The organism is Pseudomonas sp. MBLB4123 (assembly GCF_051904775.1).
In the GTDB taxonomy this organism is placed as follows: Bacteria; Pseudomonadota; Gammaproteobacteria; order Pseudomonadales; family Pseudomonadaceae; genus Aquipseudomonas; species Aquipseudomonas benzenivorans_B.
The window spans coordinates 2674790-2693009 of sequence record NZ_CP196711.1; the positions used below are offsets into that span (position 1 = coordinate 2674790).

The following is an 18220-nucleotide window of genomic DNA, read 5'->3' on the forward strand; positions in this document are numbered from 1 at the left end:
ACACTTAGGGTTACCCCGCCTAGACCACCAACCTAAGTATCAAGGCTTCAGCGCTGCTATCGCCGCTGGACCAGCTTTACGCTTCTTAGCCGTAGCAGTGCTACGTGCCTCTATCTGCCCACGCCAAGTCTCCAGAGCCGTGATGTCTGCGAGCAACTCGTCGGGATCAGGAACCGCGACACCGCCCATAAGCGCCTTATCGTGAGCATAGTTAGAGCACTTCGTCATACCGGCATTGACTTGAGCATAATCCTCGTCAGCCACCTCAACTCCGGCAAGACGCTGTGTTTCTACGCCTTTTCGGAAGCGCAGGATAACTTCGCGCAATAGCACTTCTTCGACAGCGCGCTCCCATGCCATGCGCAGCTTGAAGTAGGCATCGACGGTTTGCCTGTAATGCTCCTGTTCTTCACCGTCCCGGTATAGTTTCGCTATGAGTTGCTGCTGCGCTTTCAAAGCACCTATGCGCTTACTTGCATTCTTGCCTTCAAATGGCAAGTCGGGGTCAGCAATGCCAAAACCCTCAGCGCGACGTGTGAGGCTCTGAGTCGCGATAGGCACACCTGCTCGCATGGCCTCCTCTGTCAAAAGACACAGGAAATATATGTCGTGGGTGAAGATTACGACTTGTCGCTGGGCTGCCTCCGCCGTCAAGCGTTTAGCCACGCGTTCACGTCGACGATGATCAAGTGATGAAACCGGGTCATCGAAAATGATTCCCCCTTTTCCGCCGGTCAAACTAACCTCCGCAAGGAAGGAGCCAATCGCAATTGCGCGCTGCTCACCCTCACTCAGAATTTCGCCAGGATTACGGGTCTGAGGTAGCTCCAGTTTAAGTTTATGTAATGGCCTGCCTTTATCAGCGCGACTCTTTAGGGAGACCTTCAATGCTCCAACACCTAGCGCCTTGAACTCTCGATTGAGTGCGGTTTCCAAATCTTTGGATACAATCTTTTCTGCAAGCTCGGATGCCTTTAAAGAGATTGCATTGGTCTTAAGCCCACTTACACACTTGGCAAGCCGGGCTTGGTGAATGAGCCGGCTAACGGCGCTGACGACGGCCCCCTTGACCTTGCTCAGCTGCACCCGGGCATCTAGCGCAGTAAATTTCGCCTGAAGCTCTGCACGTGCTTTTTCATCCGAAGCCTTTTCAAGTGTTTCAGCATCAACGTTCAGTTTGTCTACTAATGCTTGAAGGCGATCAGTCGGGCTGAATAGCTCCTGCTCAGTACCACTCCAGTCATGTGAAAGCACTGCGGCCTTAACAGCCTCCTGCCGAACCTTCAGTGCCGCCTCGAAGGCCCTAGTATCGATAGCGAGTTGAGCATCCAGAGCCTCAATTTCACCATAGGTAACATCGTCTAGGTCGAGTGCCAGAACTTGCGCAATGAAGGGTTTGTATTCGGCATACAACTCCAAGCGACAGCGCTGAGAGGTCTTTTCCGCTTCCTGCTGAATAAAGCTCTCGAAGCGCAACAACCTTTCGGCGCCCTCAGCGAGAGGTTGCTGACACAACGGGCAGGCAGAGTCTTCTCCCAATACGGGAAAGTGCTTGTCCGGGTGCGACTCGATAGCGAACTTTCGAGCTGCATCGAAAAGCTCTCGCCACGCATCGCCACCTGTCCCCGGTAGTAGACTCTCCGACTCTTTGAACTGCTGAGCTGCAAGCAAAGATGCTGCCTGTGCTGTGCGATAAGTATTCGCCAGTTCACGCAATTTAGTAACCGCCGCCTGATTAACTAACGCCCCCTTATTTGTAGCATTCGTCGTTACGGTAGCAACTCGGCGAGCTAGCTGACGCAGTTGATTGGCCTTTTCCTTTGGATTGCTTTCTTTCAGGCTTTTTTCCCATACCTCATGCTGAGTTAATTCCTCCGGGGTCAGTGTCGCTAGTGCATCAATCTGTACCTCTGTCGTCTTGGCCGACAGAGCTTCAATCAACTTACCTACTGGGGTCTCCCCACGGAGTGGCGCAAAAGCAGTAAGGTCGACAATGGACTGTGCACTCTCTGCTTCTGCCATAACCTTGAGCTGTCGACAGAGCTTGGCCAACCCTTCAAAAATATCGAGCCCATAAGGCACATAGGAAAAATCATCTTCATTATCAAGGTATGCCCGGGCGCACCGAGTATCGAATACCGTGAACGACGACAGCAGCGCAGGGGCAGGCTGGCCATGAATCCACTGCACATCCTGGGAAACGCCATCGACATCGAGTTCAAACCAGGCTTCAGCAGGAGCAGGTTGGCCTGCGGGAATATTGGCATTAGGCAGAATCTGCTCCATCTGGTCCCGGGCTCGGCATGCGCGCTTCAGAACTCGTGAGTAACCAGACTTCCCGGAACCATTGTCACCATAAATGACTGTCATTCCTGTCGCGCCAAAAGGAAGGTGCTGCAACTCAGCGATAGCGTTGACGTTGCGCAGGTTCTTCATCGCTCGAAGCTCAATTTGCGCCTGCATCTGCACCGGTGCTGGGATTTGGTCAGCTGCAAGTGGCTTTGGAACCCTACCTTTAGGGTCAGGAATGCCATGCGCAATCTTGAGCAACGCGAACAAGTCATCTTGGTCTTCTGCACTCAAGGTCTGCTTGGACAGCAATCGTGCGACTGCATCGCTTTGCCATGCAGGTAGGCCCTGAGTCCACTCCAGTATTTCCTGCAATATCGACATGTGTCTCCCTCACTAAATTGAGCGCCAGTTCCGTTTTCGTGTCGCTACCAATACCTGCTCGCCTCTTTCACTTGCAACTGTATTCGGTGATTCTTTTGGAGAGACTCATCTCCTTGGCGCTCCACGGCGATGCCCTCGATAGGTTGGGTCCCTCTGGCGATGACGTGTTGGCACACGGTCGTCAGGCTCGCACGGTTCGCGGATTTTCCAACTCGCCGAAATCGGTGCCTTTTGTCCACCTTTTTTGGCCAGATAGCAGGCAACCCGAACACCTAACGCGTTGTTTTTCCTCACGTCCACCACCTAAAGAAAAGGTGGCAAGGTGGACACGACGAGCACACCAGCCTCAAGCCAAACACGCTACAACCCGCGCCGCCACTGGTTTTAGCGCGTATACGGGGAGGGGGTGGTCAAATCCCTGGAGCCTCATAAGCTCGACACCGTGCCCCCAATCGTTTTCACGCACCCGCGAAATAAAAAATTTTAGGGCAGAGGCCAGAATGGTGGTAAATGGCAGTCCTCTGGCAGTATTCGCGGGTAGTGGCGCGGCAGTAGAGAGGCATATGGACGAGAAGGAATTACGCACGGACTTTGAAACCTTTGGATTTCTTGGCGCCGGGATTGAGTACAGCTTGGATTTATTCAGAGCTGAAAATGCCGAGTGGTTCCAGCTAGCAGAGGACCTCAATAAGGCTCTTGTACGCACAGCGCTGACAGCTATGGAATTGGCAAAGACAAACCTGCTCGCTCCACAGGCTATCGCGGTGCGGATTCTGCTGCGGTCATGCGGCCAATTTCAGGGAGTGGTACTGCTCGCCTCGCGAGGGATGGTTGCAGAGAGTCGGACCTTAGCCCGCAGCGTTCTGGAAGGAGCTTTCGCTATCGCTGCGCTACACGACAATCCCGAAAAGTTTCTGGCACTCCTGAGAGAAGACAATTCAGCCAGCAAAAAAAATCAGGGAAAGTACATTCTCGCTGAGCGCCTGGTAGCAGACCCCGCCAATGAGGCCAGACTTCGCGAGATAGTCGAGAGCATGGGGAAGGTGAACTACATGACTCCGAAGGCAATAGCTGCGCTTGGCCCTCTCACCGCTCACTACCTTGCCTACCAACGGCTATCGGATGACTCAGCCCATATATCGGCAAAGTCGCTGGATAGGCATGTAGCGCGGAATGGTGACAAATCAGGGTGGCTTTATAGCTGGGGGCCTGGAAGCCCGGAAGACAACGCAGCCACCCTCCACGGGGCAATCCTTGGGGGTATGTCTATCGGAGTCGGGGTCACTGCAATGCTCAATGATGAGAATGGCAATGCAGAGTTTGCAGAGTTAGCGAGACGCTTCCAGCTAATGCCAGAGGTACAAACGATCTAGCTGCCCCCGTCCCGGGCTGCCCAGCACCCAGCGCGCTGTATCCCAGCGTGTATCCCAACTCAAACCAGATTAATATTATATAAATAGAATCAATAGGTTACAGATCAAGTTCAAACGCCCCCGGCACCAAATAAGCCCCTGAAAAGCCTAGCGTTTTTCAGGGGTTTTTCTTTGGGTGTCGAAAAAGTGTCGATAGCCGCAATGACACACCGCGCCGCTGACCGCCCCCGCAGGCTCTTCTATGCTCTAGCCACAGCCCGTCGCGGAATCCCCCTCCATGCCTGCTAACCCACGCCTTCTGCTGCACGCCCTGCTGTCGCTGCTACTGGCCGGAACCCTTTCCGCCTGCGGGACCTTGGCTCTGCGCGATCCGCTGCGCATCGATCTTGTCGGTCTGGAGCCGCTCCCGGGGCAGGGCCTGGAGATGCGTTTCGCGTTGAAACTGCGGATTCAGAACCCCAACGACGCGGCACTCGACTACGACGGCGTGGCGCTGGAGTTGGAGGTCAATGGTCAGCCGCTGGCCAGCGGAGTGAGCGACCAGCAAGGACAGGTGCCGCGCTTCGGCGAGGCGCTGCTCAGTGTACCGGTGAGCATTTCCGCCTTCTCCGCCATGCGCCAGGCCTGGGGAGCTGCCGGCTATCAGCCGGGGCAAGGGCTACCCTATGCGTTGAGCGGCAAGTTGGCGGCCGGGCTGTTCGGCACGACCCGCTTCGAGGACCAGGGCGTGCTGCACTGGCCGGCCCCAAAGACCACGCCCTGAAGACGGCGGCGTCCGTGCTCCCACGCGCCCGTGGACTTGAGTCGAAAGGCCGAGCCTCAGGCGTCTCAGTGAGCCCCCCGCCCTGGCCGCCAGCCACCAGGGCTCAGGCGCCGCGAGGCGGAAAGGCAGGGTGCGGTCGTCGCCATGGTACCGGCCGAACCTCCGAGTGCGTGCTTCAGCCACAGCCAGACGCCACGGAGCCAGGTCATCAGGGATAGCCCCCAGGAGAGCGCCCGAGGTGGCTGGTGCAGGGCAAGCAGGAGGCGCGCGCCGTGAGCCGGACAACTTTCGTCCCGCAGGAGGCCGGTCAGATAGTGTCCGGCGATGAGTGGTGCGTCGGCATCGGACCAACGCCCGGTATCACAACCCGCATAACGACTGGGCATCGCGCGTGATGCGCGCGGATGACCACCCGGCAACCCGGTACTGCTCTTGCTGCCCATTTATCGTCCTGCCCTTTGCTGAGATCCGTCGAACCGCCGGATTCGACGGTCATTCTCTATGGTCAGGCGTCCCAGCCGATGCAACTTCTTCTCCGCCAACGGCAAGCGTGGTCATACGTATTACACCCCTACCGTTTTATCGGTTTAGCTGTGCAGCGCGCAGACGTCAAGAAGCCGGCAAAGCCCTAGAACCAGAGCACAATAACGACAAGCCATTGATTTCCAATGATTTAAGGCAATCATAAAAATAACGAACCGCTCGCTTATAGCCAATGAATAACCCGCCTCGCCTCAAAGCGCCCCCAGTTCCTTGCGCCAGTCCCGCGGCGACTGCCCGACATAGCGGCTGAACGCCCGCGACAACGCCTCCGGGCTGGTGTAACCGACGGCCGGCGCCACCAACCCCAGGGGCTTGCCCTGCTTGAGCAGGCCCTTGGCCAGGCTCAGGCGCCACTCGGTGAGGTAGTCCAGCGGGGTCATGCCCACCGCCTCGCGGAAGTTCACCGCGAAGCGGGCCCGCGACATGCCCGCGCACTGGGCCAGGCTCGCCAGGGTCCAGGTCGCCTGCGGCTGCTCGTGCATGGCGTTGATCGCCTTGGCCAGGCGTGGCTCGGCCAGACCGGCGAGGATGCCGACCCGCAGCAGGTTGGCATCCATGGCATGGCGCATCAGCAGGATCAGCACGTACTCGACCAGGCGATCGATGGCCGCCTGACGTCCGCAATGGTCGGCGAAGGCCTCGTCGAACAGCAGGTCGAGCACCGGCTCCAGGCTGGGGATTGCCTGCAAGGGCACCAGCAGCTCGCCGGGCAGGGTCCTTACCAACGGGTTGCCCAAGCCGCCGCCGAAATCGAATGTGGCGCAGAGCAGCTCGGCGCCGTCCGGCCCCTCGCCCTCCAGGCGGTGACCGCAGGGCCGCGGGAACAGCAACAGCGTGGGCTGGTCGATCTGGTAGCTGCGGATGTGTGGACCGGAGACGCGCAGGCGGCCCCTGCGCAGCAGGTGCAGACGGCCAAAGCTGTCGCCGTCGAAGTGTTCGGAGAGTCCGCACAGCGGCCCGCTGTGGAACACCTGGGCGCTGAGGGCGAAACGCGCCAGCAAGGGCGAAAGACGATCCACTCGATACGATCTGCATGATTTCCGAGACTAATCATCATCACCAATCTCGACCTCTCCGTCAAAGTGAACTCAGCCATCCGGCTATCACACAGGAGAAACACCATGCCCCGTATCGCCCCCCTCGATCTCAGCCACGCCGACGCCCAAACCGCCGCCGCCCTCAGCGCCGTCAAAGGCAAGCTCGGCATGCTGCCCAACCTGTTCACCACCCTGGCCCAGGCGCCTGCGGCGCTGCAGGGTTACCTGGGCCTGTCGGACACCCTCGGTCAGGGCCGTCTGAGTGCACGTCAGCGGGAACTCGTCGCCCTCGCCGTGGCCCAGGCCAACGGTTGCGCTTACTGCCTGAGCGCCCACAGCCTGCTGGGTAAGGGTGCCGGCCTGAAGGACGAGGAACTGCTCGCCGCCCGTGCCGGCCGCACCGCCAGTGCCGGGGAGCTGCCCGTCGCCGAACTGGCTGCACGCCTCCTCGCGCAGCGCGGCCGGCTCAGCGACGCAGAGCTGGTCGCCGCCCGCGAAGCCGGGCTGGACGACGGCCTGATCCTCGAGGTGGTGGCCCAGGTCGCGCTCAACGTGCTGACCAACTTCACTAATAACCTGGCGCACACCGACATCGACTTCCCGCCGGTGCCCGCCGCCCTGTAACGCCGCGGCGCCCTGGGCGCCGCCACCCACCGCAACACAGGAGTCATGCCATGAAACCCTTAGTTGCTCTCACCATCGCCCTGACCAGCCTGTCGGCCCAAGGGGCGGACCTGGCCGAACAGACCTTCAGCACCTACGTCGACGCCAAGGGCGACATTCGCCTGCCCGCCGATGCGCGCAGTACCTGGATTCACCTGGGTTCCTGGGTGGTCGCCGACCAGCAGGCCCCGGGCTATGGCTTCCATGACGTCTACACCCAGCCGGAAACCGTCGCGGCCTACCGCAAGACCGGGGCGTTCCCCGACGGCGCGGTGCTGATCAAGGAGATTCGCGCAGTCGAACAAGGGCCGCAGACCACCGGCCAGGCCCAGTGGGCCGGAGATGCCAACGTCTGGTTCGTCATGGTCAAGGACCGCCAGAGCCGCTTCCCGGACAACCCGCACTGGGCCGAGGGCTGGGGTTGGGGGCTGTACGAAGCGAAGAACCCCGCCGTCAACGTGTCCAAGGGCTTCGCCGAGACCTGCCGCGGCTGCCATGTGCCGGCGCAGCAGAGCGACTGGGTGTTCAGCCAGGGTTACCCGACCCTCGCCAAGCCCTGACGCCACGCGCCGGGCTGCCCGCACCGCCTAGGGGGTGCGGGCCAGCTCGCGGCTCAAGGCCAGGCGCGCGCGGGCCTGGGTCATGCGCGTGACCTCCACCTGCAGCGCCCCGGCGCCGAGCAGGAAGTCGGCGAGCTTCTGCGAGAACGGCCAGTAGTTCAGGTCCGCACGCAGGCTCAGCGGCCCGACGGCATCGGCCGGCACCCGGAAGCTGAACTCGCGGACGATGTAGCCCTTGGGCAGGATGCGGTTGTCGGAAAGGATCTGCGTGGCGTTCCACACCTCGATGTCCAGCTCGTTGCCGTCCTTATCCCCCAGGTGCACCTTGAAGTTGCGCGTGCCGGCCTCGGTCTCGCCGTCCCTGACCGCCCCCAGGCGGTAGACCTGGCGCCCGCGGGCATCGCTCACGCGCAGGTCGATCCAGATCTCGCGGCCCTCGGGGAAGCCGGTCGGCAGCTTGTGGCCGGCGCCGACATTGCTCACCCTGACCGCCAGCCTGACGTCCTGCCCGGGCCGCACCCGCTCCGGCAGGGCCTCGAACTCGATGCGGGCCGCCCGTGCCAGCATGTCGCGGGCGCGCTGCGCCGCCTCTTCCCGGCCCAGGTGACTGAGCAGCGCGGCATTGGCGCCGCTGAACCAATGCGAGGCGACATGCTCGCGCTGCGGCCCCATGCTCGCCGCGCGGCCGGCGAAGCCCGGCATGTGGCAGTCCTGGCAGGTCTCGCCGTTGAGGCTGTAGGCGCTCTCCAGCCATTCGTCGTAGGTGCGCTCCACCGCCACGCTGCTGAACGGGTGGGTGACGTTATGGCAGGTGGCGCAGAAGTCCGAGCGGGTATGCAGCGCCGAGTAAACGGTGTCGTGGTAGGGCGACACGGCATCCTGGCGCGGGCCGAACTTGGTCGGGCGACCGTGGGCCCGGGGCGTCATGACATAGGCGCCGTTGTCCAGCCCGGTACGGGCGCTGATGTTGTGGCAGCTCTCGCAATCGACGCCCGGCAGCGGATGATCCCGCGCGCTGTCCTCGACCGAGGAGCGGTTGAGCGCGGTGGTGATCTGCCCGGTGGTGAGGCCGACCGGCGAATGGCAGCCGGTGCAGAAGGTATCCACCCGTCCCTCGGTGGCCTCGCTGGCCAGCTTGAGCAGGGCGCGATAGACCGGCTCGTCCCACGCCTGGGCCATCATCGAGCTGCGCCACTGGCGGTAGATCTCGGTGTGACAGGCGCCGCACAGCTCGGTGCTCTCGAAGTCCTGCGGCTGCAGCACGACATTGCCCCGGGTGTTGGCCCGATGCGGGAAGAAGGGTAGAGCTTCGCGCGCCTGCATCAAGCGGCTGCGCGCCGGCTCCAGCCACTTGTCGTTGCCCGCCTGCGCGGCAACGGGCTGCTCGTCGCCCAGCACCAGGTCGACCGCGACCAGGGCTGCGAGCAGGGTCGCCGCCAGCAGCACCAGAGCCCCGCAGTGGAGACCGATGAGGGTCGAGCGAACCCTTGCGCCTCTGTCCTGCATGCCGGCCATCTCACCGCCCTCCTCCTGTGCGACGCCGAAGGGGCAAGGTCGCAACACACCCTGCGGCCGGGCACGGCGGCACGCGCGCAGGCACGCCAGCGGCTCCCGGAAGCAGGCTTGAACGAGGCGCCGCGCGAGGCCGGTCGCGGCGGGCGGACCACGCACCTTTGCCCTAGCGGTGCACCGGCCCGACGCCCCGCCTGCGGCGCGTGGAGCGCTCCTCTGCGGAGCGTACCTAAGGTATTAGTTGCCGAGGGCGGGCAAGTCAAAATTACGTTAGCCACCCAGGCAACCCCCAATCGGAAGGCCAAATGACTGATATCCATGGGTTTTGCGTGAAAGCCCAGCGCGTCTGGTCGCCTGCAGCTCGTCGCCTGGGCTAACCGGGCCCCGACTCGTCGTCGCGCGGCGGCGCGGCGGAAACCTGCAGCCGCTGCCCCTCGCCCAGGTCCAGGCGCAGGCTGCCGGAACGCAGGTGCAGGTCGCGCTGGGGGAAGGGAATCTCCACACCGGCCAGGCGCAGCTGGTCGTCGATGGCCCACATGAAGCGGGCATGGGTGGCACCGGGGGAGATCATCAGGTCGTGCTCGACCCAGACCACCAGCTCGAAATCCAGGCTGCTGTCGCCGAAGCGGGTCAACCACACATCCGGCTGCCGCCCCGGCAGACTGGTGATGCAGCCGGGCACCGCCTCCACCGCCTTGAGCACGGCGGCCTTGACCCTGTGCTTGTCGCTGCCGTAGGCCACGCCGAAGGGCACGTGGATGCGCCGGAACTTCTCGTCGAAGCTCCAGTTGGTCACCCGACCGGTCACGAACTCGGAGTTCGGCACGATGATGTCGACCAGATCGTTGGTGGTGATGCGCGTGTAGCGCATGCCGATCTCCGTGACCCGGCCCATCACCCCGGACTGCAGATCGACGAAGTCGCCGACCTTGAGGGTCTTCTCCAGCAGCAGGATCAACCCGGAGATGAAATTGCTGAAGATGTTCTGCAGGCCCAGGCCGATGCCGACGCCGATGGCGCCGCCGACCAGGGCGATGTTGGTCAGGTCCAGGCCCAGGTAGCGCAGGCCCACCAGGGTACCGATGATCCACACCGCATAGCGGATGATGCGGGTCAGCGCATACATCCCCGAGGAGTTCATGTGGGTGCCCTTGCTGCGCGCCGCGACATTGCGCAGGCCGTGCTCCAGCAGGGAGGAGAACCACCAGGCGAAGAACAGGATCAGCGCCAGGCCGATCAGGCGCGCCAGGTGCAGGTCGGTCTCGCCGATCTGCAGCCAGGGCGTGGTCACCCAGCGCCACAGGGTCTCGAGGAGGTTGCCGGTGAACTCGTCCAATTGCATGCTCGCTGCCTGCGCTGCGGGAGGGGTGGCGGCGAACCGAGGGCCGCTGTTCTGAGGATAGCCGCCCGGCGTCATTCGCCAGGTTCGCCCCCTCCCAGGGGATGCCCCGGCGCGGCGGTCGAACGGGCTTGGCTATGCTCAAGAGTGCAGCGCCCTCCGAGACGGTACAGGCACCAACATGAGCACAGCAGCGGTGCGCATCACCCTCTACCGCTGGGCCGGCAGCTTCGGCCCGCTGAAGATCAGGGTTGCCTGCGGCGAATGCGCCCTGACCCGGGACGTGATCGAGGACACCCTGGCCAACGAGCTGGCGGACATCCCGGTGGAGCTGCAGGTGCGCGACTGGCTGAGCCTGTGGTGGCAACCGCTGCTCAAGGGCGGCTGGCACGCCCCCATCGTCATGGTCGATGGCCGGGTGATCAGCCAGGGCAACGCCCTCAACCGCGGCGTGCTGACCGAGGCGGTGATCGCCCGGCATGCCGGGCGCAGCCCAACCAGCGGCAACCACCTGTTCGGCAAGGCGAGCTGCCCGCACTGCCGGCGGGCCAAGGGCTACCTGGAGCGCGCCGGCATCGACTTCCGCTACCACGACGTGATCAAGGACGCCCGCGCCCTCTACGAGATGCTCGCCCGGGTCAAACCCCTGGTGGGGCCGAGCACGCCGATCACCGTGCCGCAAATCTGGCTGGACGGCCGCTACATCGGCGGCGCCGACGAGTTGAGCGAGCGCCTGCACAGCGCGGTGCAGCCCAACCCCGAGCGCGGCCAATCGTCCCTGGCCGCCCATGACCTGACCCGGCGCCGCTGAGGCGGGCCGTGCCCGGCGCAACGCGAGGGTCGCCAGCATGCCGGAGAACCCCGTCGCCCCAGCCTTGACCGCGGCGCGCCTGCGTGCCCTGCACGGGCGTGGCTTCGTCCTGCTGCCCGGGGTGCTGGAGGCGCCACAGGTGGCCGAGTTGCGCGCGGCCATCGACCGCCTGCAACCGCAGCACTGGGATTACAGCGGGCTGCTGGACCACTACAAGTGCGTGTTCAACCGCGACCCGCTGTGGCTGCCCTACCTCGACCCGCCGGGGGTGATCGAACTGGCCGAGGCGGCCCTCGGCGCCGACTGCCACGTGATCGGCCAAACCGCCTGGCGTTGCCACCCCGGTTTCGTCGGCGCCGCGCTACACCTGGACTACCTGGTGCTGCAGCTGCCGCCGGCGCTGCTGGCCGACCCGGGCTTCGCGTTGCCCATGCAGATCTGCACCGCCCAGCTGTACCTCGACGACATCGACGCCGACCTCTGCCCCACCCTGGTGATCCCCGGCAGCCACCGTGCCGGACGGGGGCCGCGGCCGGGGGAGGACAGCTGGCAGGGCACCCCGGCGCAGCCGGTGCTGTGCCGGGCCGGCGACGTGCTGATGCTGCGCAGCGAGCTGTGGCACGCCGGCAGCCGCAACCGCACGACGGACCGCAGCCGCTACCTGCTGCAGGTGCACTACGGCCGGCGCATGGTCGCGCAGAAGTTCTCGCCCTATCTGGCCTGGCGCTTCAACCCCGCGGTGCTGGCCGCCTGCACGCCCCGGCAGCGTCGCCTGCTGGGCGAGCACGCGGAAGCCGAATACGACTGAGGGCCCGGCGCGGCGCCCTTCACCAGGCTCGCCGCGAAGCGGCAGCCGGCAGCTTTACACAAGCTTTACCTAGCCCGGGCGCGATATCCGCCGGCGACAGTGGTCGAAATTTAACCGGCACCTGCCGACCGTAGAAGGAGGTCCGTCCATGTTTGGCCGCATTCCCCTACTGACTCTGCTGCTTGCCAGCCTGGTGTTCAGCGCTGACGCCTCGGCCCGTGGTTCCGGCCGCGACGCCGCAATTGCCGGAGCCGTGGTCGGCGCGGTGATCGGCGGCGTGATAGTCGCCAACAGCCGCTACGAGCGCGCGCCGGTGTACGTCGAGATCGGCCCACTGCCGCACCGCTATCGTTACTACGAGGAGCCTTATCCGGACTACTACTCGCCACGGCCCTACTATCGGAGCTACCCACGGGTGGTGGTACCGCACTACGGCTACCGACCGCATCAGTACAAGCACCAGCATCGTCAGCACTATCACCGGCACCACCGCCATCATCGGCACGGCCATTACCGCCCCCGCTGGTAGCCGTCGCGGGTCGCGCCCTGGCCGGGCGCGGTGCCCGCAAGGGCGGTAAATCCCTATACACTGTGCGGTTTCCCACCTCAGCGTCCTCGAGGAGCCCCAGTGAGCCCCCTGCCACCCTGCCCCCAGTGTCAATCCGAATACAGCTATCAAGACGGCCAGCTGCTGGTCTGCCCCGAGTGCGCCCACGAGTGGTCCGCCAGCACCGAGACGCCGGACGCCGATGACGACGCCCGGGTGATCAAGGATGCGGTGGGCAATCCCCTGCAGGACGGCGACAGCGTCACCGTGATCAAGGACCTCAAGGTCAAGGGCTCCTCGCTGGTGGTCAAGGTCGGCACCAAGGTCAAGGGCATCCGCCTGGTCGACGGCGATCACGACATCGACTGCAAGATCGACGGCATCGGTGCGATGAAGCTCAAGTCCGAGTTCGTCAGGAAGGTCTGAAGCCTTTGCCTCCGGCGCCCCGCCAGGGGTGTCGGCATAGGGTGGAAACTGCGTCCTAGACGCTCCCGCTCGCCTCCAGCAGCGGTTATCATGCGCGGCTTTTTTTGCCCAGAGCCGTCTATGCCCCGCCTGCTTGTCCTGCTGTGCCTGCTGTTCACCCTCCCCGCCCACGCCGATGCCCCGCAAAGCTTCACCGCCGCCAAGAAGATCGCCTGGAAGCTCTACGCCCCGCAACAGACCACCTTCTACTGTGGCTGCGCCTACCAGGGCAACCGGGTGGACCTGGCCAGCTGCGGCTATGTCCCGCGCAAGCAGCCACGCCGCGCGCAACGCCTGGAATGGGAGCACGTGGTGCCGGCCTGGGTGATCGGCCATCAGCGCCAGTGCTGGCAGCAGGGCGGGCGCAAGAACTGCACGCGCAACGACCCGGTATTCCGCGCCGCCGAGGCCGACCTGCACAACCTGGTGCCCAGCATCGGCGAAGTGAATGGCGACCGCTCCAACTATGCCCTGGGCATGCTCGGGGCCAGCCCCAAGCAGTACGGCGCCTGCCCGATGCGCGTCGACTTCAAGGCCAGGACCGCCATGCCGCCGGAGCCGGCCCGCGGCGCCTCGGCGCGCATCTACCTGTACATGGCCGACCATTACCGGCTGCGCCTGTCGCGCCAGGACCGGCGCACCTACGAGGCCTGGCACCGCCTGTATCCGGTCAGCGACTGGGAACGCTGGCGCAACCAGCAGGTCGGCTGCGTCATGGGCCACGGCAACCCCTATGTCGGCGCCATCGACCGGCAGCGCTGCACGCCGTTGCGCCACGCCGGCGACGCCCCGCGACACAGCGGCTGAGTGCAAAAGCGGCCGGAAACAACTACCGTTGAACCGTCGAGCGTCCGCAATTGCCCGCGACTGGCACGGGCGCCATGCTTGATCACTCGCCGGCTGGAACCCACCGATGCGCTTACTGTTGTGCTGCCTGCTCCTCGCCCTCTGTGCCCCGTCGCTGGCGGAGCCATGGCAGGTGGTCGGCGACAAGCAGTTCGCCCCCTACAGCTATGTAGCCCCCGACGATGACGCCCCCCTGGGGCTGGACGTCGAGTTGGTCGACGCCGTGCTGCAGGCCGCGGGCGTCGACTACCACCTGCGCCTGTATCCCTGGCTGCGGGTCAAGGCCATGCTCGAACGTGGCGAAGCCACCATGGCCTTCCAGTTCGCCGGCACCCCGGAGCGTCAGGCCCAGTATCGGCTGGTCGGCCCCCTGCGCACCGGCACCACGGTATTCATGACCACATCCAAGGCGGCGCTAGAGGACTGGCGACAACTGAGTGACCTGGCGCCCTACCGGATCGGTCAGATCGAGGGCTATGCCTACGAGACCGCGTTCGACCGCGCCGAGCTGCGGCGCGACGCCATCGCCCAGAGCCCGCGGCAGCTGGTGGCCATGCTGCTGGCCGGGCGCTTCGACGTCATCGTCGGCGACCGTACCCAACTGCTCTATTTCGCCCGCGAACAGAACGCCGAACAGCGGGTCCGGGTGCTGCCGCGGCCACTGGTGCAGATGCCGCGCTACGTCGCCTTCGGCCAAGAGGACTACCAGCGCGCCGAGCTATTCGCCGATGCCCTGGAGCGCCTGCAGAACACGGGCGAGCTGGAGGCCATCTACCAGCGCTGGGAGCACTGAGCCCCGTCAGTGCACGTCCCGCTCAATGTGGCGGGCGGGCTCGGCACCGAGCAGCACAATCCGGCCCTGGTCACGCCCTCCCGCCTTCGCGGCGTAGAGCGCGTCGTCGGCCAGTTTGTACAGGCTTTCCAGGGTCAGGCCGGGCACGGCCTGGGCGTGGACGATGCCCAGGGAAATCGTCAACTTGCAGGGCGCAGTCGAGCCCGCCAGCGGGATCTCCAGCTGACGCACCGCATTCAGCAACTGCGCCGCCGCCTGCTCCAGCACCGCGGCGGCGACCGGCTCGCCACTGGAAAACAGGGCGAACTCCTCGCCGCCCAGGCGAAAGCAGTAATCGCCGGCACGCCGGTACAGCTGCGCCAGGCACGCGCCCACGCGGCGGATCGCCTCGTCGCCGGCCCCATGCCCATGGGCATCGTTGACCCGCTTGAAATAGTCGATGTCGACTATCGCCAGCGTCACCCATAGCGGCATCTTCTGCAGGCGGCCCAGGCGTGCCAGCTCCTGCGGCACCAAGCTGTGGAACTGACGCCGGTTGTACAACCCCGACAGCTCGTCGATGGTGGCCAACCGGGCCAGGCGCTCGTTGGCCTGGGTCAGCTCTGCGGTGCGCTTGGCGACCTGGGCGTCGAGGTCGCGGTTGGCGGCCAGCAGCGCCAGGCGGGACTCTTCCAGCTCCCGCGCCGTCTCGCGATAGCGGCTGGCCAACAGACCGAATTCGTCCTGCCGCTGCGGCAGGTCGCTGTCGCGCAGCTCGGCCAAACCGTTCTGCCCGACCTTCTCGGTCACCGTCACGAAGCGCCGCAGCGGCGCCAGCACATAGCGCGCAATCAACAGCCAGAGCACGGCGAACTCCGAGAGCAGGCCAAGCAAGGCGATGCCGAGGATGATCGCCGCGGCGGCCAGGGCCTGCTCCTGCAGCAGCTGCTTGGGATAGATGTTGACCAGATACCAGCCCGGCCCGTCGATGCGCGTGTAGGCGAGAAAGGCCTCATCGCTCTCGGTGACGCCGTTGTGCCGCCCCTCGGCCCTGACGGCCTGGTAGATGCGTTGCAGTCCCGGGCGGCTTGCATCGATCTTCAGCGTGCCCCCGGCGGCCTGGATATCGGCCAGCAGCGGCTCGTAGGCGATCAAGGTGCCATCGCCGTCGAAGGCGATGTTATCGGTGCCCTCCAGGGCATCTCGCAGGGTGCGCCGCATGAACTCGTCCAGGAGGATGTCCTGGCCCAGGGTCGCCACCAGGCGGTCCTCCAGGTAGACCGGCCTGAGACTGCTGAGCATCCACAGCTTCGCGGTTTCATCGAAATAGAAGTGGGTCCAGACCGAACGCCGCGCGGGGTTCTGCGTCTGGTTGGCCGGCGCCACGAAGATCTCGTCGGGAAAATAGCTGTCGGCCGGCACCTGATGCAGGTAGGGCACGCCGATGAACTCGCCGATCAGCAGGTTCTCCGGCGCCGAGAGGAAATAGTTGATGTACTGCCCGGTGGCGGTCCAAGCCGAGCCGTACCAGTCGAGCAACGCCGCCATCAGCGCGGCGCGGTGGCGCAGCTCGGGGGTCAGCGCCACGTCGCGACCGATGAAACCGGTGAAGCCGCGATGCTGCAGGCCGTCCCTGGCCAACTGGCCGTCGTACCAGCCGCGCCGGGTGCGCCAGGTGCCGTCGGGCCAGGGCTCGAAATAGTCGTCGAACAACGCCGCACCAGTCGGGATCGGCACCGCCTGCAGCTGCTCCAGCAGGGCCTGCTCGACGGCCAGGTGATGGCGCTCGGTCTGCAGGAACTGCTGCGAATCGCGCAGACCGCGCTCGGCGATGAACTGCTCGAGCTGCTCGACCAGCTCCTCCTCGAGGATGCTCACCACATGGAAGTAGCTGGCGACGCACAACAGCCCGGCGATGACCAGGCTGCGCAGCGCGCCACGCACGATGATCAAGGTGCGCAGCGAACTGCGCGCCGGCACTGCATCGGCTTTCTCGATGGTCATTGCGATGTCTCGACTGCAGGCACGCGCTCGCGGCTCGTATCCCTGCCAACGCGCAGGCACGGGGCAACCCCATGCTTAGACAGCGGGCTCGCTGTATTTGTGATAGGCCCTCGCCGCTCATCGACCCAGGGCAGCGCCGCACGAAGGCCTATAACGCCATCATTTAGCCAGCAGCCTATCGGCGGCGCAAGCGCAGGCCGCCGGGCGGTGTGGGCCCCACTGGGAAACAGGCGGAAGCCACCTAGACCAGCCTCAATCCCCCGACTCACGCCACTCAGGCTCGCCCAACCAGGCGCCGACCCGGGCCAGGGCCTGCTGTTGGCGCCGCGGCCAGTCGCCCTGCAGCTCGACAACGGCCTGGCCGTGGGCCTGCAACCAGTCGCGGCAGCCCCGGTGGAAGCGCAGGCGCTCGGCCAGGTGCGGCTGGCAGCGCTGGCCGTCGTCGACCCAGAGCATGCCGCGCGGGTCGAGCAGCAGGTGCAGGTCGTAACGGCGCGCCAACAGGGCCGGCTCGAGCCAAACCGGGCAGTCGCCGAACAGGGTCCGGCTCCACAGCAGGTTGCTCAGCAGGTGGGTGTCGAGGATCAGCAGCGGCGGCGCACTGGCGCGGGCGCGGTCTTCCCAGTCAAGCTGGCCCCGGGCGATGGCCTCGATGTCCCCGTAGCAGGTGTCACGCCCCTGCTGCTCGATGAAGTGGCGCACGTACTCGCCGACCACCAGGCCGCCGAAGCGCGCCTGCAGGGCCTGGGCCAGACGGCTCTTGCCGCTCGACTCCGGGCCGGTCAGCACCAGCACCCTCATGCGCGGGCCAGGGCCGGAGCGCGCCGCCAGCTCTGCCAGCCGTACAGCGCCAGCAGGCAGAACAGCCCGTAGAGCACGGCGGTGGGGTACAGCGCCTTGTGCACGAACAGGCCGACGAACACCACGTCCAGGGCCAGCCACAATGGCCAGCACTCCAGGCGCTTCTGCGCCATCCACACCTGGGCCACCAGGCTGAAGCCGGTCAGCGCGGCATCCAGCCAGGGCGCCGCGGCGTCGGTGTAGGTGGCCATCATATAGCCCAGGCCGAGGCTGCCGGCGGCGCCGATGGCCAGGCTCAGGGCCAGGCCGCCGGCGCTCAGGCGGCTGACCTCGCGGCCCTGGTGCCGATCGCCGCCACGCCGCCACTGCCACCAGCCGTAGAGCTGCAAGCCGGCGTAGACCAGCTGCAGCAGCATGTCCGAATACAGCTTCACCTCGAAGAAGATCCAGCTGTACATCGACACCATGACCAGGCCGATCGGCCAGCACCAGATGTTCTGTCGAACCGTCAGCCAGACGGCGATCACGCCGAGCGTGGCGGCGCAGAGTTCAAGGGGCGACATGGGCAACCTCGGCAGAGCGCGCCAGGCGTGGCGCGGAAAAGGGCCGTGGATTGTACCCAATCCACGGCCCCGTCCGCTGACCGGCGGCCGGATGGCCGCGAAAGGACAGTTGCCCCTGCATTCTGGCGCGATCCCCCTTT

The 18220-nt window shown here is 64.9% G+C and carries 17 protein-coding genes; 10 read left to right on the forward strand and 7 right to left on the reverse strand.

Annotated features, from left to right (window positions below; genetic code table 11):
* Nucleotides 1-39 precede the first annotated feature (39 nt).
* The gene (locus ACSX1C_RS12365) at nt 40-2673 is read right to left on the reverse strand and encodes an AAA family ATPase (RefSeq protein ID WP_439886366.1); all 2634 of its coding nucleotides are present in this window, start codon (nt 2671-2673) and stop codon (nt 40-42) included.
* A gap of 563 nt (nt 2674-3236) precedes the next feature.
* Between ACSX1C_RS12365 and ACSX1C_RS12370 the strand changes: the two genes are divergently transcribed.
* Together ACSX1C_RS12370 and ACSX1C_RS12375 are read left to right on the forward strand one after the other, a co-directional pair.
* Nucleotides 3237-4046 (forward strand): DUF5677 domain-containing protein, encoded by an 810-nt coding sequence (locus ACSX1C_RS12370; protein ID WP_439886367.1) that lies wholly within the window; start codon nt 3237-3239, stop codon nt 4044-4046.
* A 277-nt stretch (nt 4047-4323) separates the two neighbouring features.
* Nucleotides 4324-4809 carry an LEA type 2 family protein gene (locus ACSX1C_RS12375; protein ID WP_439886368.1) on the forward strand — a complete coding sequence of 162 codons (486 nt, stop codon included), beginning with the start codon at nt 4324-4326 and terminating at the stop codon, nt 4807-4809.
* Between the two features lie 734 nt (nt 4810-5543).
* Here ACSX1C_RS12375 and ACSX1C_RS12380 read toward each other — a convergent pair.
* Complete coding sequence (locus ACSX1C_RS12380; RefSeq protein WP_439886369.1) at nt 5544-6371, reverse strand: cupin domain-containing protein; 828 nt, start codon at nt 6369-6371, stop codon at nt 5544-5546.
* 102 nt (nt 6372-6473) lie between these two features.
* Between ACSX1C_RS12380 and ACSX1C_RS12385 the strand changes: the two genes are divergently transcribed.
* A complete protein-coding gene (locus tag ACSX1C_RS12385) occupies nt 6474-7013 on the forward strand; it encodes a carboxymuconolactone decarboxylase family protein (RefSeq protein WP_439886370.1) in 540 nt (179 codons plus the stop codon).
* A gap of 50 nt (nt 7014-7063) precedes the next feature.
* On the forward strand, nt 7064-7612 hold the full coding sequence (locus ACSX1C_RS12390; protein WP_439886371.1) for a cytochrome P460 family protein: 549 nt from the start codon (nt 7064-7066) through the stop codon (nt 7610-7612).
* 27 nt (nt 7613-7639) lie between these two features.
* Here the strand turns inward: ACSX1C_RS12390 and ACSX1C_RS12395 are convergent, their stop codons facing one another.
* Nucleotides 7640-9127, reverse strand: a complete 1488-nt coding sequence (locus ACSX1C_RS12395; RefSeq protein WP_439886372.1) for a multiheme c-type cytochrome — start codon at nt 9125-9127, stop codon at nt 7640-7642.
* Nucleotides 9128-9497: 370 nt separating this feature from the next.
* Nucleotides 9498-10466 (reverse strand): mechanosensitive ion channel family protein, encoded by a 969-nt coding sequence (locus ACSX1C_RS12400; protein ID WP_439886373.1) that lies wholly within the window; start codon nt 10464-10466, stop codon nt 9498-9500.
* A gap of 178 nt (nt 10467-10644) precedes the next feature.
* Here ACSX1C_RS12400 and ACSX1C_RS12405 point away from each other — a divergent pair, with 178 nt between their 5' ends.
* From ACSX1C_RS12405 to ACSX1C_RS12430, 6 genes are all read left to right on the forward strand, one after another.
* Nucleotides 10645-11274 carry a glutaredoxin family protein gene (locus ACSX1C_RS12405; protein WP_439886374.1) on the forward strand — a complete coding sequence of 210 codons (630 nt, stop codon included), beginning with the start codon at nt 10645-10647 and terminating at the stop codon, nt 11272-11274.
* Nucleotides 11275-11311: 37 nt separating this feature from the next.
* Nucleotides 11312-12082, forward strand: a complete 771-nt coding sequence (locus ACSX1C_RS12410) for a phytanoyl-CoA dioxygenase family protein (RefSeq protein ID WP_439886375.1) — start codon at nt 11312-11314, stop codon at nt 12080-12082.
* A 148-nt stretch (nt 12083-12230) separates the two neighbouring features.
* A complete protein-coding gene (locus ACSX1C_RS12415; RefSeq protein WP_439886376.1) occupies nt 12231-12611 on the forward strand; it encodes a hypothetical protein in 381 nt (126 codons plus the stop codon).
* A gap of 99 nt (nt 12612-12710) precedes the next feature.
* Nucleotides 12711-13055 (forward strand): zinc ribbon domain-containing protein YjdM, encoded by a 345-nt coding sequence (locus tag ACSX1C_RS12420; RefSeq protein WP_439886377.1) that lies wholly within the window; start codon nt 12711-12713, stop codon nt 13053-13055.
* A 120-nt stretch (nt 13056-13175) separates the two neighbouring features.
* Entirely contained in the window at nt 13176-13901 is a 726-nt protein-coding gene (locus tag ACSX1C_RS12425; RefSeq protein ID WP_318644961.1) for an endonuclease, read from the forward strand.
* Nucleotides 13902-14007: 106 nt separating this feature from the next.
* Entirely contained in the window at nt 14008-14733 is a 726-nt protein-coding gene (locus tag ACSX1C_RS12430) for a substrate-binding periplasmic protein (RefSeq protein ID WP_439886378.1), read from the forward strand.
* A gap of 6 nt (nt 14734-14739) precedes the next feature.
* Here ACSX1C_RS12430 and ACSX1C_RS12435 read toward each other — a convergent pair whose 3' ends face one another.
* From ACSX1C_RS12435 to pnuC, 3 genes are all read right to left on the reverse strand, one after another.
* Nucleotides 14740-16716, reverse strand: a complete 1977-nt coding sequence (locus ACSX1C_RS12435) for a sensor domain-containing diguanylate cyclase (RefSeq protein ID WP_439886379.1) — start codon at nt 16714-16716, stop codon at nt 14740-14742.
* 252 nt (nt 16717-16968) lie between these two features.
* Nucleotides 16969-17517: an AAA family ATPase gene (locus tag ACSX1C_RS12440; protein WP_439886380.1), complete on the reverse strand. Its 549-nt coding sequence runs from the start codon at nt 17515-17517 to the stop codon at nt 16969-16971.
* Nucleotides 17514-18080 (reverse strand): nicotinamide riboside transporter PnuC, encoded by a 567-nt coding sequence (pnuC, locus tag ACSX1C_RS12445; protein ID WP_439886381.1) that lies wholly within the window; start codon nt 18078-18080, stop codon nt 17514-17516. The genes ACSX1C_RS12440 and pnuC overlap by 4 nt, the downstream gene beginning before the upstream one ends.
* Between the last annotated feature and the right edge of the window lie 140 nt (nt 18081-18220).